24 protein-coding genes are annotated in these 22,659 nt (G+C 39.6%); 9 read left to right on the top strand and 15 right to left on the bottom strand.

Annotated features, from left to right (window positions below; translation table 11 throughout):
* Window positions 1-134: 134 nt before the first annotated feature.
* The 5 genes from HU823_RS11365 to HU823_RS11345 form a co-directional block, all read right to left on the bottom strand.
* Window positions 135-4,484: a S8 family peptidase gene (locus tag HU823_RS11365; protein ID WP_197222110.1), complete on the bottom strand. Its 4,350-nt coding sequence runs from the start codon at window positions 4,482-4,484 to the stop codon at window positions 135-137.
* A 644-nt stretch (window positions 4,485-5,128) separates the two neighbouring features.
* The gene (locus HU823_RS11360) at window positions 5,129-5,740 is read right to left on the bottom strand and encodes a flavin reductase family protein (protein WP_144702525.1); all 612 of its coding nucleotides are present in this window, start codon (window positions 5,738-5,740) and stop codon (window positions 5,129-5,131) included.
* 145 nt (window positions 5,741-5,885) lie between these two features.
* Window positions 5,886-6,494, bottom strand: a complete 609-nt coding sequence (locus HU823_RS11355; protein ID WP_144702528.1) for an alpha/beta hydrolase — start codon at window positions 6,492-6,494, stop codon at window positions 5,886-5,888.
* Window positions 6,491-7,441: a ring-cleaving dioxygenase gene (locus HU823_RS11350; protein ID WP_197222109.1), complete on the bottom strand. Its 951-nt coding sequence runs from the start codon at window positions 7,439-7,441 to the stop codon at window positions 6,491-6,493. Before HU823_RS11350 ends, HU823_RS11355 begins: the two co-directional genes overlap by 4 nt.
* Before the next feature lie 311 nt (window positions 7,442-7,752).
* Window positions 7,753-8,589, bottom strand: a complete 837-nt coding sequence (locus HU823_RS11345; RefSeq protein WP_144702534.1) for an aldo/keto reductase — start codon at window positions 8,587-8,589, stop codon at window positions 7,753-7,755.
* 155 nt (window positions 8,590-8,744) lie between these two features.
* Between HU823_RS11345 and HU823_RS11340 the strand changes: the two genes are divergently transcribed.
* The gene (locus HU823_RS11340; protein WP_137790405.1) at window positions 8,745-8,939 is read left to right on the top strand and encodes a hypothetical protein; all 195 of its coding nucleotides are present in this window, start codon (window positions 8,745-8,747) and stop codon (window positions 8,937-8,939) included.
* Here the strand turns inward: HU823_RS11340 and HU823_RS11335 are convergent, their stop codons facing one another.
* Window positions 8,940-9,110 carry an aspartyl-phosphate phosphatase Spo0E family protein gene (locus HU823_RS11335; RefSeq protein ID WP_370568694.1) on the bottom strand — a complete coding sequence of 57 codons (171 nt, stop codon included), beginning with the start codon at window positions 9,108-9,110 and terminating at the stop codon, window positions 8,940-8,942.
* Between the two features lie 304 nt (window positions 9,111-9,414).
* Window positions 9,415-9,714 (bottom strand): hypothetical protein, encoded by a 300-nt coding sequence (locus tag HU823_RS11330; protein ID WP_144702537.1) that lies wholly within the window; start codon window positions 9,712-9,714, stop codon window positions 9,415-9,417.
* A 180-nt stretch (window positions 9,715-9,894) separates the two neighbouring features.
* Here HU823_RS11330 and HU823_RS11325 point away from each other — a divergent pair, with 180 nt between their 5' ends.
* The gene (locus HU823_RS11325; protein ID WP_197222108.1) at window positions 9,895-10,068 is read left to right on the top strand and encodes a YjcZ family sporulation protein; all 174 of its coding nucleotides are present in this window, start codon (window positions 9,895-9,897) and stop codon (window positions 10,066-10,068) included.
* Between the two features lie 52 nt (window positions 10,069-10,120).
* Here HU823_RS11325 and HU823_RS11320 read toward each other — a convergent pair whose 3' ends face one another.
* Window positions 10,121-10,753, bottom strand: a complete 633-nt coding sequence (locus HU823_RS11320; RefSeq protein ID WP_144702540.1) for a YitT family protein — start codon at window positions 10,751-10,753, stop codon at window positions 10,121-10,123.
* A gap of 172 nt (window positions 10,754-10,925) precedes the next feature.
* Here HU823_RS11320 and HU823_RS11315 point away from each other — a divergent pair, with 172 nt between their 5' ends.
* Window positions 10,926-11,084, top strand: coding sequence for a hypothetical protein (locus HU823_RS11315; protein ID WP_197222107.1), 159 nt, complete (start codon window positions 10,926-10,928; stop codon window positions 11,082-11,084).
* A gap of 44 nt (window positions 11,085-11,128) precedes the next feature.
* Here the strand turns inward: HU823_RS11315 and HU823_RS11310 are convergent, their stop codons facing one another.
* The gene (locus HU823_RS11310) at window positions 11,129-11,380 is read right to left on the bottom strand and encodes an HPr family phosphocarrier protein (protein ID WP_144702543.1); all 252 of its coding nucleotides are present in this window, start codon (window positions 11,378-11,380) and stop codon (window positions 11,129-11,131) included.
* A 182-nt stretch (window positions 11,381-11,562) separates the two neighbouring features.
* Here HU823_RS11310 and HU823_RS11305 point away from each other — a divergent pair, with 182 nt between their 5' ends.
* Window positions 11,563-11,814 (top strand): hypothetical protein, encoded by a 252-nt coding sequence (locus HU823_RS11305; protein WP_144702546.1) that lies wholly within the window; start codon window positions 11,563-11,565, stop codon window positions 11,812-11,814.
* Window positions 11,815-11,991: 177 nt separating this feature from the next.
* Here the strand turns inward: HU823_RS11305 and HU823_RS11300 are convergent, their stop codons facing one another.
* The 3 genes from HU823_RS11300 to HU823_RS11290 form a co-directional block, all read right to left on the bottom strand.
* Window positions 11,992-12,330, bottom strand: coding sequence for a VOC family protein (locus tag HU823_RS11300; protein WP_144702549.1), 339 nt, complete (start codon window positions 12,328-12,330; stop codon window positions 11,992-11,994).
* A gap of 274 nt (window positions 12,331-12,604) precedes the next feature.
* Entirely contained in the window at window positions 12,605-12,895 is a 291-nt protein-coding gene (locus HU823_RS11295; protein ID WP_137790410.1) for a hypothetical protein, read from the bottom strand.
* Window positions 12,896-12,980: 85 nt separating this feature from the next.
* The gene (locus HU823_RS11290) at window positions 12,981-15,383 is read right to left on the bottom strand and encodes a penicillin acylase family protein (RefSeq protein ID WP_197222106.1); all 2,403 of its coding nucleotides are present in this window, start codon (window positions 15,381-15,383) and stop codon (window positions 12,981-12,983) included.
* Between the two features lie 201 nt (window positions 15,384-15,584).
* Here HU823_RS11290 and HU823_RS11285 point away from each other — a divergent pair, with 201 nt between their 5' ends.
* The gene (locus tag HU823_RS11285) at window positions 15,585-15,773 is read left to right on the top strand and encodes a hypothetical protein (RefSeq protein ID WP_144702555.1); all 189 of its coding nucleotides are present in this window, start codon (window positions 15,585-15,587) and stop codon (window positions 15,771-15,773) included.
* A 324-nt stretch (window positions 15,774-16,097) separates the two neighbouring features.
* Here HU823_RS11285 and HU823_RS11280 read toward each other — a convergent pair whose 3' ends face one another.
* Window positions 16,098-16,727 carry a hypothetical protein gene (locus HU823_RS11280; RefSeq protein WP_231607418.1) on the bottom strand — a complete coding sequence of 210 codons (630 nt, stop codon included), beginning with the start codon at window positions 16,725-16,727 and terminating at the stop codon, window positions 16,098-16,100.
* A gap of 410 nt (window positions 16,728-17,137) precedes the next feature.
* Here HU823_RS11280 and HU823_RS21910 point away from each other — a divergent pair, with 410 nt between their 5' ends.
* A complete protein-coding gene (locus HU823_RS21910) occupies window positions 17,138-17,227 on the top strand; it encodes a putative holin-like toxin (RefSeq protein ID WP_222122228.1) in 90 nt (29 codons plus the stop codon).
* 194 nt (window positions 17,228-17,421) lie between these two features.
* On the opposite strand, the gene HU823_RS11275 is transcribed toward HU823_RS21910, so the two are convergent.
* Window positions 17,422-19,569, bottom strand: a complete 2,148-nt coding sequence (locus tag HU823_RS11275) for an ATP-dependent Clp protease ATP-binding subunit (protein WP_144702558.1) — start codon at window positions 19,567-19,569, stop codon at window positions 17,422-17,424.
* Between the two features lie 248 nt (window positions 19,570-19,817).
* A complete protein-coding gene (locus tag HU823_RS11270; RefSeq protein WP_144702561.1) occupies window positions 19,818-20,387 on the bottom strand; it encodes a BsuPI-related putative proteinase inhibitor in 570 nt (189 codons plus the stop codon).
* A 125-nt stretch (window positions 20,388-20,512) separates the two neighbouring features.
* Between HU823_RS11270 and HU823_RS11265 the strand changes: the two genes are divergently transcribed.
* The 3 genes from HU823_RS11265 to HU823_RS11255 all read left to right on the top strand — a co-directional run bounded on the left by HU823_RS11265 (window position 20,513) and on the right by HU823_RS11255 (window position 22,495).
* Entirely contained in the window at window positions 20,513-21,883 is a 1,371-nt protein-coding gene (locus HU823_RS11265; protein ID WP_197222359.1) for an FAD-binding oxidoreductase, read from the top strand.
* Window positions 21,884-21,947: 64 nt separating this feature from the next.
* On the top strand, window positions 21,948-22,268 hold the full coding sequence (locus HU823_RS11260) for a YbjQ family protein (RefSeq protein WP_137790415.1): 321 nt from the start codon (window positions 21,948-21,950) through the stop codon (window positions 22,266-22,268).
* Entirely contained in the window at window positions 22,265-22,495 is a 231-nt protein-coding gene (locus HU823_RS11255) for a hypothetical protein (protein WP_231607417.1), read from the top strand. The genes HU823_RS11260 and HU823_RS11255 overlap by 4 nt, the downstream gene beginning before the upstream one ends.
* The last annotated feature ends 164 nt before the right edge of the window (window positions 22,496-22,659 follow it).

Genomic DNA, 22,659 nt, shown 5'->3' with positions numbered 1-22,659 from the left:
ATCTTATCACATATTCTGAATTTAGCACCCACCTATATTTGTCGAATTGTGAACATATTATATGACTTGGTACTAAAACCACGTAAAAACCGGCCTCTCACAAGGGAGAAGGCCGGAAAATAAAATGTTATTTTTTATTTTTTTGCGTTGATATAAAGTTTGCCTGATGCTCTTTCGCTCGTTTTGTTGCCATAATCATCTGAAGCGATTACTTCAACTACTGCACCTGGTGCTTTAACATTTGTAGTTGCTGTGTAGTAGCCTTCGTAATGACCTTCAGATGTTTCACGCATTGGAAGCTCAGTTGCGTTCGCCACCCCGCCAGCATTTGTTAGCGGCATATGGATAACGAATACTGCATCCAATCCTGGCGCACTGTCGAATTCGATCTTCACAGACTCTCCGCTCTTCAGCTCTTTGTCTGTGTCTGGTTTCAAGTTTTCAACTACTGGCGCTTCAAATTGCGCATAAACGGTTACTGTCTTAGAGTGGCGATTTCCAGCTTTATCAAGCGCAACCACTTTGATCACATTTTCTCCTTCATTTAAGAGCATGCGGTGACTATAGTTACCGTTTTCATCAACTTGGGCTTTTTGTCCGTTTACTTTTACCCAATCTATGTTCGTTTCATCAACTGTACCTTTTACAGTTACAGATTCACGATTTGTCTTTAGACCATCAGCCGGTGATGTGATGCTCACTTTTGGTTTTGTTTGATCAAGCGTCACTGTCACTGGTGCGGATTCATCTGTTGAACCGCTCTCAGTGAAGGCTTTAGCCGTTAAGGTGTTTGCACCCTCTTCTAACGTAACTTCAGCAGAGAATGTACCTTCGTTTGTCGTTTCTGCAGTAGCTACTTCCTCTCCATCTCTGTAGATTTCAACAGTGGTGGTCGGAGCAGCGTTACCTGTTACAGTTACTTTTTCTTCGTTTGTAAATGATCCATCGACTGGAGAAGTAATGGATGGTGCCGTTACTTCATAGTTTACAGTCGCTCTGATCATATAGTTACCTTCTTCTTCTGGAGATTGAGACCATGCTCCACTCAAGCTCTGGAAGCTTCGTCCTGACCACTCTCCATCTTCATCTGTTGCAAGACCTGGTGTGTTCGGGTTCGCAAAGTTTTGGATATACACCATATAGAAGTCTTCTTCGACCATGATGCCGTGCTGACTTAAGTCAACATGTGTCCACTCGCCGTTACGTAATGCTGTAGCATCAAACGGTCCTGCGAGCTTTTTACCTGGTGTCCCATCCGGTCCACTTGCATCGTATACAGCTACTTGGAATGCTGTTCCACCTGGTACTGGCCATTCAGTATCCCAGAATCGGAATAGTCCTCCAGTTACAGCCGCTTTTTCATTACCATCTGCTAAAGACATCTTAACTGCCCAAGCGTTTCCTGCAGCATTCCATGCACGTGCATTTTCAGCTGTACCATCGTCATACCCAATCTCACCCGGGTAACCGATGAAAGGCTTTAACGCGATGTCTCGATCTGTTGTTTCGCCACCAGAAACGGTAACAGAAACTTCTTCTCCATAATAAGAAGGTGCAAGAACTTTAAGCGTGTATTCGCCTTCATAGGCAGAGATCTCATACGTACCATCTTCATTCGTCTGTACAGGTGCAATCGCAGCATCTTCCATGAGCATCACAGTAGCTCCTGCGATCGGTTCTCCTGTCACCTCATTCGTAACCGTACCTGACACGGTTCCTCTTGGAATTTCTTCAAGTGTAAAGTTCGCACGTGCTGTTCCGTCTGCTTCTAGTGTGATTGATTGTGTTTGCGAACGGAAACCATACGCCTCTGCTTGTACAGTATATGTTCCTGCAGCATGCGTTAAGCTATACGAACCATCTTGAGGATTCGTGTAAACAGAACGTCCTGTTTCAAGAACACTAACTTCTGCACGCATCGGAAGTGCTAGTGGAGCACCCTTACCATCTTTTGAAGGTTCTTTTTCAGAAGAAGGTTTCATCGGCTTGATTTTAGATGGATCCACTTTTGGTTTTGCTTGAGACATAGGCGCTTTTCCAACTGCTGGTCCTCCGCCAAGTTTTGCTTTTTTCGTTGGTGTAATCGGCTGGTCATGCAACTTCACATCATCTAGGTACCAGCCCGCTTTAACGACTGAACCGTCAGAAGTTACATTGAACGCAACGTAAATGCGTTGACCTGCATATTCACTTAAATCTACTTCTCCGTCAATCCAACCACCTGAAGTAGAGTTTACGCGAAGCTTTTGAGTCCAGTTTTCCATATCTGTCGATACAAACACATGACCGTAATCATAGTTACGCTCTAGATCGTGCCACTGTTTAAACTGAAGGTATGTGTTCCCTTCAGGAAGGTCAACTGGAGGCATAACAAGTGTCATGTTAGCACTGTTCGCATAGTTTCCAGCAAGGCTTGAAGCATATACCTTTTCACCTGAGAATGCTGCACCAGGTCCGCTTGTTGGTACACCATGCTCCCAGCTGTTATTTGCTCCAAAAGATGTCCATCCTGTAGGATTTCCTTCAAAATCCTCACTGTATCCTGAAGAGATTCCAGGTAGCAGTGCAACTGTATAGTTATCAGTTGAAACGGAACTTCCTCCAAAATCGATGGCTGTCCATTTATAGACAATGGAATCACCCGTTAATGCTGATCCTGGAATAGAAGCGCTGTACGTACCTGATTTATAATCTCCACTTGTACGTTCAGCAGCCACATCTGTCCAGCTTCCGTCTTCGTTCTGATAACTTAATGCAACTGAAGTGACACTAATGTTATCTGAAACTTCTGCTTCAAGATTTAACGGCATCTCCTTGTAAGATTCAGTTGGTCCTTCATGTGTAATGGAAGGAGCTTCATTGTCTTCTCCTTCTTTCGTTACAGTTCCCTCAATTCTTCCTAATCCAGTTACTACTGAAGATACGGCTGTAAATGCGTTCACAAGTCCATGTCCATATCCATTGTTCGGAGATTCAGGGAAAGTCGCATCTGTAAGAGGAGTGGCTGAATTCAACAAGATCTCTTCAAGCTCTTCAACAGTCAGACTTGAATCAGCTTGCTTCAATAAAGCAACTACTGCTGAAACGTGTGGTCCGGCCATTGACGTACCATTCCAACCACCTTCATATGCACTTCCAGGAACCGCTGACCGGATATTTACTCCCGGTGCTGAGATTTCAGGTTTTGTCTCGTCATATGGAGAAGGTCCTTGAAGTGAGAAACTTGCTAAAGTGTTATTGATATCTGTTGCACCTGTTGCAAAAGATTCTGGATAGTTTGCTGGAGTTGCAACTGATCCAGGCCCACCTGGGTTAAAGATCGTTGTGTTACCTGCAGAGAATTCTGGGAAAATCTCAGCAGATCGCCAAGCTTGAACCATCTCTCTGTACCATTCATCAAGTCCTGCTCCGCCACCCCATGAGTTGTTTACAACATCTGGCGCTTTTTCAGGGTGCGGATTACCTTCTGCATCTTTTGGCGCTAAGATCCACTCACCGGCTTCAAGAAGATCAACATCTGATCCACCTGATGCAGAGAACGCTTTTACAGCAATCCATTTTGCTCCTGGAGCAACACCGATCTGATTGCCTCCGTTCGGTTCAGCACCTACCATTGTTCCCATCGTATGTGTACCATGTCCATCATCATCATATGGAGTAGCTTGATTACCAACAGGATCGAACCAGCTGAACTGGTGATCTGCTGCATCTGGATTTTGAGGATTGTATCCGCGATACTTTTCTTTTAGTGCGGGGTGGTTCCATTGAACACCTGTATCGATATTGGCAACAACTGTACCAGCTCCATCAATACCCATTCCCCAAACCTCAGGAGCACCTACACGTTCGATATTCCATTCAATAGAAGAAGTATCGTTTTTCGGTTGCACCTGTAGTGATGACTTTGGAAGTTGCTTTTCTGGAAGCTTTACAGAACTTACAGGTTGAATAAGCTGTCTTGTTTCATTCGGAAGAACTTTTTCAACTTCTGGAAAAGCTGCGATTTCTTCCATTACTTCTTTTGTTGCCGTAACGGCCATACCGTTAACAACATAAAAAGATTGGATTTTTTCAGCTTTACCTGCTTTTTCTTGTTTTTCTAAGTATTTTTTCGTGTGCTGTTGAGTTTCAAGCGCATTGGCGCGAAGTGTGGAAACGATCGTAGAACGTTTCATTAATTTTGTTTGATTAGAAGAAAGTTTTTGAGATTTAGCTTCTTTAGCAGCTTTTTTTGCCACTGCAGCCGTATCTACTTGTTCTTTGAACTTAATGAGGAATGTAACTTTATCCTTCTTGCTGAATTGCTCGTTCAGTTTCTTTGCAACCTTGCTCGTCTTACCGTCTAATGCTGCCTCTTTCGCTGAAGTAGAAGCCTTACCTTTAGTAGTTGCAGCATTCGATTGAGATGGGAACATCATTGGAACAATCATTAAAAAAGCTAAAAATACGGATAGCCATCGTACTTTTCTTCGTTTTTTACTCATGTAACTTTTCCCTCCCTGGTCTATTTGTTTTTGGTTGATCTAACCTAGCAAGAATTCTGTCACACCTCCTGTACTTTTTATGAAAATATAGTAATTCTTTGTTGTTATATAAAGGTTAACGGAATGACTCTGTAAGATTATGTAATATTTTGTCGCAGAAAGTACTAGTAATTGGAAAATAAATCCTTTGTATGACAGCTATTTTACTAACTCGTGACTTTTGGTTAGTCATTTTTTTCTATATATTATTTTTTTTCAGATTACGAAACTTATGGCACGGTACATATCTACTTATTTTTGTAATATAAAATAACCGAAGTGAAAAATGAGGACTCAGTCCCTTTATCGGTGTTAAAAATAAACTAGATTAATTCCAATATTTTCTTTGTTTTTTACAATGGCAGTGATATAAGAAGATTCGCCAATCCTTCAGTGAGGCATTGTTCCTTTCTTAGATGCAGGTCTTATGTCGGAAAAAGCGGTATATTTTCCTATTAAAGTTACAAACTATTAATTGAAATACTATGGTTTGTAACAATATCTTCAGTTCAATCTCTATAAAATGTCGGTTTTTGACAAGGGTTCTCTCGTAAAGAATTTTGATGTAAACAAAAAAACCTTCCTCTAAACGAGGAAGGCAATGATTATTCTGGCCGTTCTAACGAAAAAGTTTCTCCAAGCTTTACATAGTTCGTTCCTGCTAATCTGCCAACAGGCTTTAGCTTATCAGCATCTATTCTACCATTCTGATAGAGTTCATCTGATATATGATAATGAACAACTCTTCCGATTAATAGATCAGTAGAGGGCTTGTCGGGTGTACCACCAAGTGGAATAATCTGTTCAACTATACATTCCATGCGTATTTTGGATTCAGCGATACCTGGAACTCCTACTTTGACCGATTGAGCTTTTGTTAAATTTGTAAGTTCAACTTCGCTCTGATCCGGCTCAAGGTTGGCAGCGGTTTGATTCACAGCATTAATATACGTTTCGTCTGGAATATGAACTACGAATTCACCTAGCTCTTCTGCATTTCGTGACGTATCTTTTTGATTACCATCTTTCCTCCCAACGGATATGGCGATCAGAGGAGGATCGGAAGTTAACGCATTAAAATAGCTGAATGGTGCAGCGTTTAGGACACCATCTGATGATAGAGTGGTAACGAACGCAATCGGTCTAGGAATTATACTTCCGGTTAGAAACTTATAGTTCTCTTTTACGGATAATTCTTGAGGATCGATAGACTTCATGATTTTTCACCCGCTTTACTATTTTTTAAGCTGTTATTGTAACTCTTGTAACTCTTTAAATAGCAGATAATGATTCAATTGTGACAATAGGCTGTCTCTATGATCTAATCGTCTTATCTTTTGACTTATTTTTAACAAATATGACTTATAGCAAGTGTTTGCTGAACCACTCAGCTGCTTCTTCCACTTCAGCTCTTGATAACTGATGGCCCATGTCATCCCATTTCAGATGTACTTTTGCGCCTGCGTTGTTCAACAATTGCTGCAACTCTTCTGTTTCTTGAGGCGGGCAGATCGGATCGTTTTTCCCTGCACCGATAAAAACAGGAAGTCCATCTAGCTTTGGAAGTTCAATTCCTCGTCTAGGGACCATCGGGTGGTGAAGAATTGCTCCTTTTAATGATTTTTCATAGTGAAAAATCAGACTTCCTGCAATGTTAGCACCGTTCGAATAGCCTACTGCTACTACTTGATCGCGGTTAAAATCATACTTATTTGCTGCTTCTTCAATAAAATCGTAAAGTTCTTTTGTTCGAAAGATTAAATCTTCTTCATCAAATACACCTTCTGATAAACGGCGGAAAAATCTCGGCATGCCGTTTTCAGAAACATTTCCTCTAACGCTCAACACAGATGATTCTGGTGAGATCATTTCTGCTAACGAAAGTAAGTCCTTCTCATTTCCTCCAGTACCGTGTAATAACAGAAGTACCGGCTTGTTTACATCTTTCCCTTTTTTGAATAGATGGATCATTGGATATCCTCCTTTAAAATTCTTGCTTCTGCGGGTTGTAGATGATTTTCAATTTGTTCTCGATGAGGCTCAAGCCATGGTGGAAGCAATAATTTCTTCCCTAACTCTTCTTCTGGCTCATCGCGAGTAAACCCTGGTGGATCAGTCGCGATCTCAAACAGTATGCCGCCTTCTTCCCTGAAATAAATAGCATTAAAATATTGTCGGTCAATGATTTCTGTTACTTGAAACTCATTTTGTTTTACATGCTGCTGCCATTGTTCATGTTCTTCATAAGATGAAGCTCGCCAAGCGATGTGGTGGACGGTACCTACTCCACTCACTCCCCTTGCTTCAGGCGATAGTTTGATATCAATCACATTTCCAATGTCACTTTTTGCATGAAACCGGATATAATCTCCGTCTTGCCCTACTTTTTCTAACCCCATCACTTCAGTAAGAACTCGCTCAGTCTCCTGTGGAGCTGCTGATAGAAGTATAGCGCCACCAAATCCTTTAATGGCATGTTGAGGAGTGACCTCGCCAAATGACCATTCGCTATTCTTACCTTCTTGCCTTGCAACAATTTCTATACGCAATCCATGAGGATCAAGAAATTCTAGATATTCTTCTTGAAAACGAACGGTCTTTTTATACTCTACCGCGAATTTCACAAGTCTTTCTTCCCAAAAAGCTAAGGAACCTTCTGGTACAACAAAAGATGTAGTTCCAACTTGGCCTGAGCCTACTCTTCCTCTATAAGCATCTGGCCAAGGAAAAAACGTCATGATCGTTCCTGGACTTCCTCCTTCATCTCCAAAATAAAGGTGATACGTTCCTGGATCATCAAAGTTTACAGTTTTTTTAACAAGTCTGAGGCCAAGAACACCTGCATAAAAATCTACATTCTCTTGGGGATTACCAACAATCGCAGTTATGTGGTGAATACCATCCGTGTGCATCGTCATATCCAATACATCCTTTCAGTTACGTTTAACTTATTTTTTGTAAGTTAAGTATATGATTATCACTTACTTTTGTCAAGTAACTATATTACATTGATATGAATGATTGTAAGTAAGCATGAACACCATTAACTCCTATTTATTATGGACGGACAAGAGTTTACTTAAGCCTATACCCCTTCATACTTCTGTGAAACAATAAACAAGAGGGGGTGTTTCCGACAATCTGTGACAGAAATAAAAAACCACGTGGAATCTGTAGATTCCACGTGGACAAATTTGATTTGTTGTATTTGTTTGGGGTCAGACCCCTCTTAGAAGTCGAAGTTGTCTGGATCTGGACCGATGCGACGATCCTCATTTAACGCATCAATCTTCGCCATATCTTCTAGAGATAGTTCAAAATCAAAGATATCTGCATTCTCTACGATGCGGTGTTGTTTAACAGATTTCGGAATCGTTACAACGCCATTTTGAACATCCCAACGTAGGATGATCTGAGCTACAGATTTACCGTGTTTCTCTGCTAGTTCAACCAATGATGGCTCTTCTAACAATTCACCTTGCATCAGCGGGCTCCATGCTTCGAGTTGGATGTTGTTATCTTTACAGAATAAAAGAAGCTCTTTTTGTGCCAAACGCGGATGGTATTCTACCTGGTTCACCATCGGCTTGATCTCACAGTCTGCCAAGATATCTTCTAAGTGATGCACTTGGAAATTAGACACACCAATCGCTTTTACTTTTCCGTCCTTGTAAAGCTTTTCAAGCGCACGCCACGTTTCTTTATACTTGCTCTTTACAGGCCAGTGAACAAGATACAAATCGAGATATTCGAGCCCAAGTTTGTTCATGCTCTCTTCAAACGCTGCAAGTGTTGACTCATAGCCTTGATCTTTATTCCATACTTTAGTCGTGATAAACAATTCTTCGCGAGGAACACCCGCTTCTTTTATAGCTTGTCCAACACCTTCTTCATTTTTGTAGATGGCTGCTGTATCAATACTCTTATATCCTGCTTCAATCGCCCATTTAACAGAATCTATTACTTCTTGTCCTTCTTCAACTTTAAATACACCAAGTCCAAACCATGGCATCTTAACTCCATTGTGTAAGACAGTCGTATCTTGCAATGATTTAATCGTTGTCATCTGTTTAATAGCCTCCCATTATAAAAGACAAATTTTGTTCCCTAAAAAGATATTGTCACATTCTGCTGTAGAAAGGAAACATTTCGACTTTTAGAAGGTATTTAAATCCTTCTATGGAAGTAGTATCCAACACAATATGAAAATGGGGTGTTGGTGTGAAGGACAATCTGATTCAATTTAAGACTAAAAGCGAATCATCTAAATCTATGCCTGAACAAGAATTTACCCTGATTCAGGAGATACGTGAACTTCTATCAGAATTTCACTGTAATTATCCTTTAGTAACAAAAAAAGCGATCCTACTTCGTATCGATCAACTAACAGATGAACTCATCTTCAATAAAAGATAATTAAAAAGAAAATTGTCTTTGATACACATTCAGCAGAACATCTAACTCTTGACTACACTTAACCGTTTCATTGCTGGTTAAGCCATTGCGATCCGCAACTTCTACCAGCTTCTCTTTTTTTTCTTTTATACATTCCATGAGAAGAGAGTTATTCCATTCTTTTTTCTCCACGAAAATCCGCTCCTCTTGTGTCGTTTTTATATACCTCTCGCTTATTATGACTGCTTTTCTTATCCTTGAAAATAGATTCACCAAAAGAAGAAGTAATCTTACAAAAGCGGACAATTTTTTACATGACATATCGTCAGAAAGACCCAAGAAATCCTTCAATATGATTCAATATTCAGCCGCATTCGCCTGCTTCTTACGAGTAACACTAGCATTTCCACTCGCAAAAGAAGCGTTTTTATAGTCTCTTTTCTAAAAGATTTATTTCCCTGATAAAAGAAAAAAGGATGGGCGACTTCCCATCCTTTTAACCTTTTTTATCATTGTAATAGTTTACAGAGTACATAGCTCCTTCTTCTACCATCTTGTTGTCATCAACATCCATCGGATCAGGATGACCTGCTTTATTGATAGGTAGTTGCGTACGATCGATGTGATGAGGTCGAACTCTTCGTTTCATATCCTTAAATTTCATTTTTGTTTTAATACGGTTTGGTTTGAAAGAGAGCCATACTAACGCTCCTGTACCAAGACCAATCAAGGCCCAAGATTGTGTTTTCAATAACTTACTCGTTGTTTTCATTTGAGTTTGAGTTGAAGTTTGCATGGATAACGCCTCCTTGCTTACATTTACCCCATTTCCATACATTCGTAACATCACATTTTCTTTTCAAATATTACATCTGCCTATTTCCTCAAAATCTAAACATTTGTCCATACACGCTTTCTGGAGATTACATATACTGTATCGAAGTCGAAAGTACACTTTTAAGGAGGAGTTTTTAGAATGTATGTCAATTCACCGGTAAATGCTTCACTTGCAAACGCACCAGTATATGGTGGCGGATATGGTTATTGTGGTGGCGGAGGTTATGGAAAGAGTTTTGCGATCATAGTAGTTCTATTTGTCCTTCTGATTATTGTTGGCTGTTCGTGGGCATATAAAGGCAAAGATTGCTAATTTTATGTGCAAAAAAAAGAGGTGCGGGTTTAGTCCCCACCTCTTTTTTTATTTACAGAAACGGTTTTACTGTTTTCTTAGGAGCTACTGTCCTAACGAAATCAATAAGTCTTGTGCTAATCCACTGACACATTAATGCGAATAGAATAATCTCAAGTCCTAAAGTTAACGATGTTCCTAATAATACAAAACTATTGATAAAAAAAAGGATGGTGCCTGGCTTCTTACCAGTCCATTTAGAAATAATCAGCGCAACGATATCCATCCCACCTGAAGATGCACCGAATCTAAACAGAATACCTACCCCTGTACCGAAGATAATCGCTCCGTATACCACATCAACTAGTGTACCGTTAAAAGGAGTGATTGCATGAGTAGACATCCAATCCACAACGATGGATGTAATTGCTACACAATAGATCGTCCATAATGCTGTTTGTTTACCGAGCGTCTTTAACGCCAACAGCAACAATCCAAAATTTATCGTCCATAATGTTAAACCTAGTGATACATCGAAAAAATAATCATTTAGTATGGCAACACCCGCTACACCGCCAGAAGGGATATTGTGAGGAAAAAGAAATGCCGCCATAGCTAGTCCTTGCAAAAAAGCTCCAAACGTTAACCACAGAATTCGCCGCAAAACAAAAACCCTTTCTCTTTCGTTGTTGATTCCCTCCTTCATATTAGACCTCTTCACCTGAATTGCAAGATGTTTCACAAAATAAAACACATATACGCAAATGTCTGATCATATCTTTATAATGATTACTCCTTTTTAGAGGAATAGGGCCCTGTTCATCTCTTTTGCGGGAATAACACGAAATGTGGGAGCAGCAGAAAGGTGGACAAGAAAATTGACACAATACAGTAAAAGAGAAATCGAGATGCTTGAGCAAAAAGCGCGCGACGAGCACAAAGAAGCTGAACAAGCACGTTCTGTAGTTGGTGATGTTTATATTCAAAAAAAATTCCATGAAAATCGATCAACGGTCCAACCTAAAAAAAACAAATAAAAGAAAGCAGTCGTATGGCTGCTTTTTTTATGTTTCTCTATATTTTATGATAATGTGCCTGTTCCTAAACTTCGTAATGCATCAACAGCTCCCCTGCTATCTTCTCCAGTTGCAGAAACGCAGCAGACCCCTTGCATGCCATTTAAAAGACTCATACTAAGGTGGCTTTTTGCATTGATTCTTAACGTGTTACATTCAAAAAAGATTTGGCATTGTTCAAACTCATTCGCTTTAACGACCATCTCATGAATCCAAGTTGGTCTGATTTTCTCTTGTACCATAAAGTAAGTTTTCATTGTATGACCCTCTTTCAGTCCTCTTCATTTTTTATTTTACTAGCGAAATGTAAAGAGCGTTTTAACTCCATGTTAGAGTTTTATGGCTTATGCATTCAATTTATGAAGAATCTGAAAAATAATGGTATGAAAAAAGAACTATTTTGCAACATTATGAGTATGACTGAAAAAGGAGTACAATTATGGCTTATTACATAGCATGCGATTATGATGAACCCGATCGTCAAAGTTACAGAGGTATCGTAATCATCGATACATTAACAAACGAGGTAGCACACCGTTTCTTTTCTGGAGACTTTAATCAGGATTTCCAAGAATACAGAAGCTGGTTAGAAGACACAGAACCTTATTACTTCGAAGGTGATAGTTTGTTACATTTCGTTGGTGATCTGCATGATCCTGCATTAAACGAAAACGATGAGTTTTATCACTAGAGAACTTCTCTTCTTCATTAGCATTTGAAGAGACTGTGTAATCATTGTTGCTTTTAAGAATAATGATTTCATTCTAGATTACTCACAGCCTCTTGTAACCCGCCGAGGCAACATTCCTTAAAAATAAGCAAATAAAAACACCATTCAAAAAAGTTGGATGGTGTTTTTTACCCATTTCTAGTCTTTATTCGTAGAATCAATGATTCGGATAGGATTGCCTGTTGCATCTTGGTAGATAGCATATCTTCCAGGAGGAATGGTGCAAGGTAATTTAACGAAGTTCAGCTTTCCCTCATGTTCATGATAGAAATCATCTACACTATCTACTAAAAATACGCCGCCTGGTCCAAGATCATGTTCATCTTCCTCAATCATCAACTGCACTTCACTATCTTTCATCGACATCCCTAGTACTTGATTACCTTCACGCCAGGCTTCAGTCATGCCAAGACCTTCATAATATTGCTGAGACTCTTGTAAATCTTTTACTGGGTGAAACAAAAACGCGAGCTTCATATCAATACCCCCTCGTAAAAAATTCGTGATCATGTGCTAGATTTATATTCATTTTTACTTTTATGTATTCGTTAAATTCCCTCTCTTCTTCTTTATTTCCTGCTCCTTTTTATAAAAAGCTCTATTTTAGAAAGTCTGTTTTCTTATGCATCGTTCCTTTCAAAATGATTGGTCTTTATTCACTCTAGAAGTTTTCTAAAAAATCTCTAAAGAGCAAGATAAAAGACTGATCTATCTACACGATGTGTGTAGTATAGGATCAGTCTTAGAAAACTTAATACGGATACGGCGGATATGGATATGGCGGATAGACAGGATAGATTGGGTACGGTCGTGGTGCTAATGCTAGACCTGCGATGGTTCCAAGTGTTAGTCCTACTAATGCAGGAGCAAAAAAGAAGCGGTTGCTGCTCTCGTCCTGACCTTCTGAACTATACGGTAGAATATACGCTTTACTCTCATCTACATGCTTAAGAACACCATGATATCTTGTGCCACAATGACAATCAATATATACCGATCTGCCTAAATAACTACGGCACAGGTGATACGTTTGGTATGACAAAGGGTAAACCTCCCAGCTTGTTTTTGCCTTCTCTACACCATATGTCCAACCTGTTATTTTGACAGAGACAAGAGTCTACCGTTTTTTATTTTTCTACTTTTGGCTTCAAAACGAGATGCTGATCCTTCGGCCATTTTTTCTGATCTAGAGCGGTTTCGTGATACTTTCCTGTTGCCCAATCTTCAACCTGATCTTCATACCAAGGGCTCAGTACATGGCCAGATTGACCTGGTCCTACTACATGATAAGATCTCGATGTATCAGACATATCGATTACCATGCGCCAAGCTCCACCATGTGTAATGTTGCCTGTTTCCCGGTCCCATCCAGCTACACCAACTGTCACTCTACTTCCACCCATACTTTGAGTAGGTGGATTAAATAATAGATGTAAAGGTTTGATGGCAGCAAGAGGATGTTCAAATGTTAGCGTATGAAAGTCTCCCCATTTCCATTTCGATGAATCGTCCCCAAATTTTTCTGATAGAAAGGTTATCATTGATTCAAAAGAGCGTTGAGTAACTTTTTCTAACCCGCCATTTTCTCTAATCCATGGGCCGGGATCTCCAGCGTTCGCCTTTCTTATCAGTTCATCCACCACTTGTTCCCTACCATCAAACATCTTCAGCATCTCTTCGCTGATTTCTTCCTTAAACAACTCATCACTAAAATGACTCATCCATATATGAAAAATTAATGGAGCAGCACTATCTTTGCTATCGGAATGATTCCATTTTTTCAGAAGTGAGATGACTTTCTTTTCCTTATCGTTCAATGGTTTTTTCATTACTTGTTGCATAAAAATCGGCAGCATTTCTTCTGCTTGTTTGTTTTTTTGATCGAACTGAAGAGATTGCATGTCTTTTGCCGTAAGCTTTTCTTTCCCTTCAAGAACTTCTACGATCCGTTGTTGTCGATAAGGTTGAGCGAATGTATCTGAAATATGATAGGGATATGAATCAGCAGTAACTTTATTGTTTGCAGTCGCAATATATCCCTTTTCTGGGTTAACACTTGTTGGCAGTTCATCCCATGGGATATATCCTTCCCACTCATATTGATCTGTCCATCCCGGAACAGGAAGTGACGTATATTCTTGTTTACGAACGGGGATCAATCCATTTGCTTTATATGCAATCGTTCCGTCTGTACTCGCAAAAACAAAATTTTGTGCAGGAGTATGAAACGATTGAAGCGCTTTTTCAAACTGAGTCCAGTTTTTTGAGCGGTTCATCAAAATGACAGCTTCGAGCTCTTTTGACGGTTGAAGAGCAGTCCATTTTAATGAGAGAGCCGTACCTGGTTTATCATGATGTGCAAATTCAGAGATAATGGGTCCGTGTCTTGTGATCACTACTTCGTGATCTACGTCCACTTTGTCCTTTACTTTGATTCTCTCTTTTACCACATCAGCTTTTTCCCAGTTTGCCAAGTATTGAAATTCATAAGAGTTCTTTGGGTTTCTTTTCTCAATATATAGTTCTTGAACATCCGGTCCTACATTCGTAACACCCCATGCGATCGTCTTGTTATGTCCTACAATAATACCCGGTATTCCTGCGAAAATTACACCGGAAACTTCATAATCAGGAGCTTTCAGATGGGCCTGATACCAGATAGAAGGTGTACCTAGTGAAAGGTGTGGATCATTGGCAAGAAGCGGCTTACCCGATTTCGTCTTATCGCCCGCAACTACCCAGTTATTACTTCCATTATGATAGTTAGGAATTACCGATCCTGCGAAACTTTTCTCAAAATCAATACCTTCTGTTTGAAGATCCTCTAAAATGGTTGGCGCGTCCTTCGGATATCCTGGAAATAGATCCAAAGCTTTTTCTTTTGAAAACGTTTCTGTTAAATAATATCGAAATGCTTGTCCTTCCCAATGTCCACCAAGATCGAAAGCCATATATTTACCGATTACGAGGGAATCGACGGGGGTCCATTTCTCTGGCTCATACCCAACGAGCAAGAATTCTATAGGTAGCGTATTATCTTTCTTAGCCTGGTCCATATAAGCGTTCACACCATCTGCGTACCATGACAGATATTGTTTCATTTCTTTAGAATACTCATCATATGAAGCTTCTGCCGCTCTTCTTAAACCTAATGTTCTAAAGAACTTGTCACGGGTGAGTGTTTTTTCCCCAATTACCTCACTAAGCTTGCCTGATGCCTGTCTTCTGCTTAAGTCCATCTGAAACATCCTATCTTGCGCCGTTACAAAACCTTGAGCCATAAATAGGTCTTTCATCGATTCTGCTTCAATATGGGGAACTCCATCGCTATCTCTGTAAACATCTACCCGTGCTTGAAGTCCGATTAATGGAATAGCCCCATTAATTACAGGCTTGCTTTTTTGAAGCAAAAAATAGGCTGTACCTGCTGCAGATGCTAGAATAACAACGATAGCGATGCCGATGATCACTAAACTTTTTTTCCAAGTAATTCGTTTAACGGACTTTTTTTTCTGAAGCGTACTCTCCACCCATAGACCCCCTGCCACTACAATCTTCCTAATTACATTCTATAATGTGACGGATTTCCCCTGTAAAAAATTGATAAAAGTAAATGTATTGAAAAACCTCCCAACTTTTCGCCTAATTTCTCTAAATTAAGACAGGATTTTCATGAAAATGTCGAATACCTCAAAAAGCAGTTTATGACATAAATGATAAGGAGAAAGAAGATGGCTAAAATTGTAGTGGATTTTCAACTTAGTCATGGTGAGGAGAAAATTACAGAAGGAAACATCGTGATTGTTAACATCTATCCCAGCAAAGCCAATCTCCACGAACAAGTAAAAAAGCTGATCGCTGACCAATTCAATTGTTCTGCTGCAATCATCTCTATTAAACAAATCAAAATGAATGCATAAGTGTATATAATATTGTGCACGTAGACAGATGAGCCAAATAAAAAAATAGGATGTTTGAAAGTGCGTTCACCCACAGCTTTGCCGAAAGCGAGCAGCCATGAAACGAAGTTAAACTGCGTAGTAGGATAAAATGCTTTAAGAAAAGTACAAAAAAAAGAGGTGCTTCTCTCTAAAGGAAGCACCTCTATATGTATAGGGGACTTTATTATCTCATCGATTTTTAAATACCGTAAGTTCCATTAGACGTATACCGCTAGGCCTATGTTCGACCCTTTAAACGGAAAAATAGCCGGTGGTTGGACAAGTTATCTAGCTTTTGTCATACTAAAAATACGTTTTAATGATACTTTCTATCTCATCATCCTTCATTCTGCCTGCAATCCCAGGAGTTTGAGCAAAATATTTTACCGCTTCACCGCAAGATAGACCTATCTGACTAAGTCCCTTTGCAATGGTTACGAGATAAGTTGCTGGTGGTGGATTCAAATCCTGTTCGTGCATATCAAGGTTGCAAGTGAATGTAACCATCGGATATCCTTGATCCTCACCAAGATATACCATGCGGCTATACCAGCCTTGACCAAAGTGAATATATCCTTTTTCGATGACTTCCTCCAAGTCAGCCTCTATCTCTTCACAGCTATTTTCTTGAGCTGTAACATCTAAGAATTGCTCGACAGTGACCAAGTATTTTCTGCCATACGTCTCGTATGCTTCATTTCTTTCATGTCCAATAAAAGCCACTCCACCTTCTCCCCATTTCGTTCGCTCTCTTGCAAAATAAAGGGGATATGGCAAAACAGCTTTACCGTTCTTAAGAGGCATTGCTGGATTTCTACAGCCTCTTTCCCGTTGAGTAGAACCTTCAGGCTGATCACCAAGAATATAACACAAAAAACGGTGCTCCATTAAATTCGATCCATAACTTACATACCATACATATGATGTGTCCAACGAATAATCCTCCTTAAAATTTTCCTTGAATAATAGTCATGAAAAATATCATTTCTTTATACATTGATATACACAAGGGGGATGAAAAGAATGAAAAGAAAATGCTTACTCTTCGTTTTGTGCCTATTTATATTTCTTTTCGCGATGTTCTTAGCTACACCTGTTGTTTAGATGTATTAGAATTGATTATTTTATAGGACTTTTAGTCTACCCCGAAAAAAATGAAAAACAAATGCGATTTATGCTTCAAAATGATATTGGTAAAATAATCCTATTGACCTAAATAGAGTTATTAGAAATAGTCTTTCCGATTCTTGTTTCATTTTAAAAATCGGGATAAAATGGTAATCATACAATACTTTTCCTTCTCTAGTTTCTGTACGAGTCTTACTCCTAATTTGTAAGGAGGGATGGGGATGACAGTATTTGAAGCGATGTCACTCATGATTGGTTTTTCAATGCTTGTTCTTACCATTATCCGCTCCAAAGATGATTCATAAAGACAGAGAGTTTTGTTTCTATTTATTCTGCCATGCAGATGCATGGCTTATTTTTTCGGATAAATTCATCTAAAAACTAGAAATACCCTATCTATGAATTGTAAAACAAAAACCTTGCTGGAGAAACACTCTCCAAGCAAGGTTTTTTAGTTTTAACTTTCTATCTATTTTACTTCATTCTTCCTTAGCTAATCTTACGCCTTTTTCACAACAATTTGTCCCTCTGCAACATTTACTGCTAGCTTCTCGACATTCTCGTCATCTAAAAGAACATCTGCAATTTTATCCTCGATATGTTCTTGAATGATCCGACGAAGTGGTCTTGCTCCGAATGCTGGGTGATACCCTAGTTTAGCAAGCTTCTGTTTTGCAGCTGAAGTTACTGTGATTGAAATGTTTTGATCTTGAAGTTGATCTGAAAGCTCTTGTAGCATCAGATCAACAATCTTCACAAGGTGTTCTTCCTTTAGTGACTGAAATTGTACGATGCTATCAAAACGGTTAAGAAATTCTGGTTTGAAATAGCCGCCTAAAGAGTCTAAAATCTGTGTCTCTTTTTCAACCTCTTCTGTATTAAAGCCAAGTTTCTTTGTTTGTTTTACAGCTGAACCTGCATTACTTGTCATGATGATCACTGTATCTTTAAAACTTACTGTACGCCCTTGGCTGTCCGTTAATCTGCCATCTTCCATGATCTGAAGGAACATGTGCTGTACGTCTGGATGAGCTTTTTCAATCTCATCGAGCAGCAGTATGCTATATGGCTTACGGCGGATCTGTTCTGTAAGTTGTCCTGCCTCTTCATGTCCTACATACCCTGGAGGTGAACCGATCAACTTGGATACAGCATGCTTTTCCATATACTCACTCATGTCGAGACGAATCATGCTTTCTTCATCACCAAAGATCTCTTTAGCTAATGTTTTGGTTAATTCAGTTTTACCTACACCCGTTGGTCCTACGAATAAGAAGGAACCAATCGGACGTTTTTTTGTCTTTAATCCTGCACGGCTTCTGCGAATCGCTTTTGCTACCTTTTCCACCGCTTCATCTTGTCCGATTACTTGAGCTGAAAGTTTTGCAGCAAGCTCTTTCATCTTAGACTGTTCATCACTTTGCAGCTTACGAACTGGAATTCCTGTTTTCTGTTCCACGATATGTTGAATATCTTCTACTTGCACAATCGCTGCCTTTTTATCTTCTTCTTGTGTTTTAAGTTTCTCATCAAGCACTAGTTCTTCTTGTCGAAGCTTAGCTGCAAGTTCATAGTTTTCATCTGCAGCAGCTTTCTCTTTTTCTTTAACAAGTTCTTCTAAGCGCTCCTCAATGGACGATTTCTCAATCGTAATATGTTGAAGGTTGCTTTTTGAACCTGCTTCATCCATAAGATCAATCGCTTTATCGGGCAAGAAACGATCTTGAATATACCGATGTGATAACGTAACACAAGCTTTTAAAGCTTCTTCTGTAAATTTAACTTGGTGATAGTCTTCATAACGCGAAGCAAGTCCCTTGAGGATCTCAAATGCTTCATCCGTCGTTGGTTCGTTAACGATTACAGGCTGGAAGCGTCGTTCAAGCGCTGCATCTTTTTCGATCTGGCGATATTCTTTAAGTGTTGTAGCACCAACCATTTGAAGTTCACCACGAGCCAGTGCTGGTTTTAAAATGTTTCCTGCATCCATTGAACCTTCAGCAGACCCTGCTCCTACGATTTGATGCACCTCATCTACAAATAGAATGACGTTCTTCCGTTTTTGAAGTTCTGCAATCAGTTGTTTCATTCTTTCTTCAAACTGACCTCTCACGCCAGTGTCTGCAACGAGTGAAGCAACATCTAATAAATAGACTTCTTTATTCAGAAGTTTTGCCGGTACATTGCCTTCTACGATCTTAGTAGCTAAGCCTTCAGCTATTGCAGTTTTCCCTACACCTGGCTCACCGATTAATACCGGGTTATTCTTTGTACGACGGTTTAAGATTTCAATCACACGACGCACTTCTTGATCACGTCCTATGACAGGATCGATGATTCCTGCTTTTGCAGCATCTGTTAAGTTCCGGCCAAATTTATCTAAGAAGCCTCCGCCGCCACGTTTTCCTTTTTGAGTTTGTTGATGATGTGGATCGTTCGCCTGGTCTGCAAAAGCTTGACCATTCATCATCTGTTGAAAAATATCATCGAAAGAAGAAAAATTCATGTTCATTCCTCCCCCAGTTGTCATTTCTTGTTTTACTTTATGATAACAATTAGAGCAGAGCACAAATTGTTTCTTTTCTTTATTCATTGAGATACTCATTTGAATCGTAGCAGGATTAACTTCACATTGTTCACAACGCATACTTGTAACCCCCTATAAGTTTTTTTGAAAAATTGTATAAATTATTTGCGATTATAACGGTATGCCCTTCGCTTCGCAACTTTTATGATTTAGGCGATTTGGTCTACTTGCAAAAGTTTGACTTTGACTTTCTTTGACCTTTCACCTTTAATCATATTATACTTTGACCTTTTTTGACTTTCAAGTATTTTGTTTGACTGTTAAAAATAACAAAAAGAGATGAGCTCTTAACTCATCTCTTCCCCAAATCAGTTCCAATTAAAAGTGATTTTTTGTCTGTAGTCTTCTGTTTCTCCGGTTGGCGTCAACCATACTTCAAGTGTGTATGCTCCTGGTTCAAGATTATTCACTAAAATGTCCTGTTTAAAAACATCCGCTTGTTTCAGTTTTAATGAAGAAAGAACCTGCATGAACATATGATTCTTCGAGTATTGGTAAACAATTTTTCCGTTCTTATCTTTGATCACATAATCAAATTTTTGACTAGACGAAAATTGAAAAACCTTCTCTTTTTCTGTTTGATTTTTTAATTCATATCGAAATAGAATACCTTTTGCATTCTGCTGTTCTTGAACATTAATCGTACTTTCAATACTTCCTGCAACGATGCCGTTCTGACCCTCTTGTCCAGATCGCTCTTCTTTGCCATCCTTAGGACTTTGTTGATTCTTATCATCTTTTTTACCATCACCTATCACTGGTTGCTCTCTCCCCTCGGATTGGTTTTGGCTGTCATTGTTTCCACAGCCTGTAACGACTACTGAAATACATAATATGATCAGTATAACATGCCAGTTATTTATCCTACATTTTATCATTGTTCTTCACCTCACTTGTTAGTTTGGGCATATATACGTAATTTCATGTTTAAAAAGGATTTTTAGCTTACTTCATGTAAAATAGAGATTAAATCTATACGTAGAAGGAGTGTGTTTCTTTGGAAATGACAAAGTCAGATCTTTTGTTAGAAATGCAGAAAATAACTTCTGAAAAACGTGCCACACAAAATGAAACGGTTCTCTGGCAGCATAGCCATGATGAATCTTATCACCACCCTGTTTCTCCTGATGTAGTTGTATACCCGATATCGTCAGATGAAATTTCATCTATACTTAAATTCGCAAATGAAAACAAAATTCCTGTTGTGCCTTACGGAGCCGGTTCTAGTCTTGAGGGCCACTGTATACCCGTAAAAGGTGGCATCACATTAAACTTTCAAGAAATGAATGCAGTGCTGGAAATTCGTCCAGATGATTTTTTAGTGAAAGTACAGCCTGGCGTTACACGTACTCAGCTAAACCTAGCTCTAAAAAAATTCGGATTGTTCTTTCCAGTCGACCCCGGAGCTGATGCTACGATTGGTGGAATGGCAGCTACAAATGCAAGTGGAACAACAAGCGTAAAATATGGAATCATGCGCGATCAAGTAAGAAATCTTCAAGTCGTATTAGCGGATGGACAAATTATTCAAACCGGCGGAATGGCTGCTAAATCGTCAGCTGGCTATCACTTGACCTCCATGTTTGTAGGCTCAGAAGGTACTTTAGGGATATTTACTGAGATCACATTAAAAGTATACGGAATTCCTGAGGCAGTTCTTGCAGCAAGGTGTACGTTTCCATCTGTTCAAACGGCAGTTGAAGCAGCAAGTGCAGTTCTTGGCTCTGGGACTGGTATCGCAAGGATGGAGCTGGTTGATGAACGCTCGATCGTCCAAGTGAACCACAATAGTGATACTTCGTATACAGAAGCTCCTACCTTATTTTTAGAGTTTCAAGGAAATCCAGCTAGTGTTACCTATGAAGCATCACTCACAAAGGAATTGCTCGAGAGCTTTGGTGGTTTAGAGTGGACAGAGGAACGTGATTCTAAGGCTCGGGCGAAACTTTGGGAAGCAAGACACCATTTAGCTTATGCATTTAAACATGGCTATCCAGGGAAATCGATGATGTTTACCGATGTTTGTCTTCCACTCTCCGAATTGTCTGGAGCAATCGTACACGCGAGAAAAACGATGGACGAGATAGGAGTACCGGGGGCAGTCCTCGGTCATGTAGGTGATGGTAATTTTCATGCTATCCTAATGTACGACAGCTCGCTTACAATAGAGCGCGAAAAGGCAGACATGGTCAACGCACGTATAGTTGATCATGCTCTTCAAAAAGGCGGCACGTGTACAGGAGAGCATGGTATCGGAATCGGAAAAGCAAAATATTTGGCTAAGGAACATGCAGATACTCTTCCCATCATGCTCTCTATAAAAAAACAATTGGATCCAAACGACATTTTAAACCCTGGTAAGATCATAATATAGAAATGAAACGAAGAGCTTGTATGATTCGTATTAGTGTTATAACAAACCAAGGAGGCGTTATTTCATGATCGTCGTTACAACTGAGAACATTAAAGGCTATGAGGTGAAGGAAGTAAAAGGTTCTGCTTTTGGAGTCGTTGTACGTGCTCGTGGAATCGGCGGCGACATCATGGCGGGATTACGAGGAATCATGGGCGGTGAGATCAAAGAATATACGAGCATGCTTGAAGATGCGCGAAAGCAAGCAGTTGACCGGATGGTAAAGAATGCTACCGAAATGGGTGGCAACGCAATCATCATGATGCGCTTTGATTCTGGAGAGATGGGCAATAACATGAGCGAGATCGTTGCTTATGGAACTGTTGTCGTTATTGAAAAACAATGAACATCATAAGCATCCTAATCGGCTGGCAAGTTTTGTCTATCCTTTTCTTAATCGCCTTAGCTATCATCTCCTGGATGTATTTTGATAAGCGATACAAAAAAAGTGAAACAAAAGTGCCCTCGGGCTATATTTGGACAGATGAAATATCAATCGATCCAACCTCAGGAAAAAGGGAACGTGTTTATTATAATCCTGAAACAGGCGATCGCTTTTATAAAGAAGAGTAATGAAAAAAGCTTGTCTATTTTGGGGTTTCCCTTAAAAGACAAGCTTTTTTGTAGCTGATGATGTTTAAGGTTCTTTCAAATTTTATTTTGGTGCGTTTGAAAGGTTTTATGCTCGGTCCAAGAGATTTATGCTCGATCGACGAGTTTTATGCGCGGTCCCAGGG

Source organism: Fictibacillus sp. 18YEL24 (assembly GCF_015903855.1).
Classification (GTDB): Bacteria; Bacillota; Bacilli; order Bacillales; family Fictibacillaceae; genus Fictibacillus; species Fictibacillus phosphorivorans_C.
This window is presented reverse-complemented; position numbering and strand designations above follow the sequence as displayed.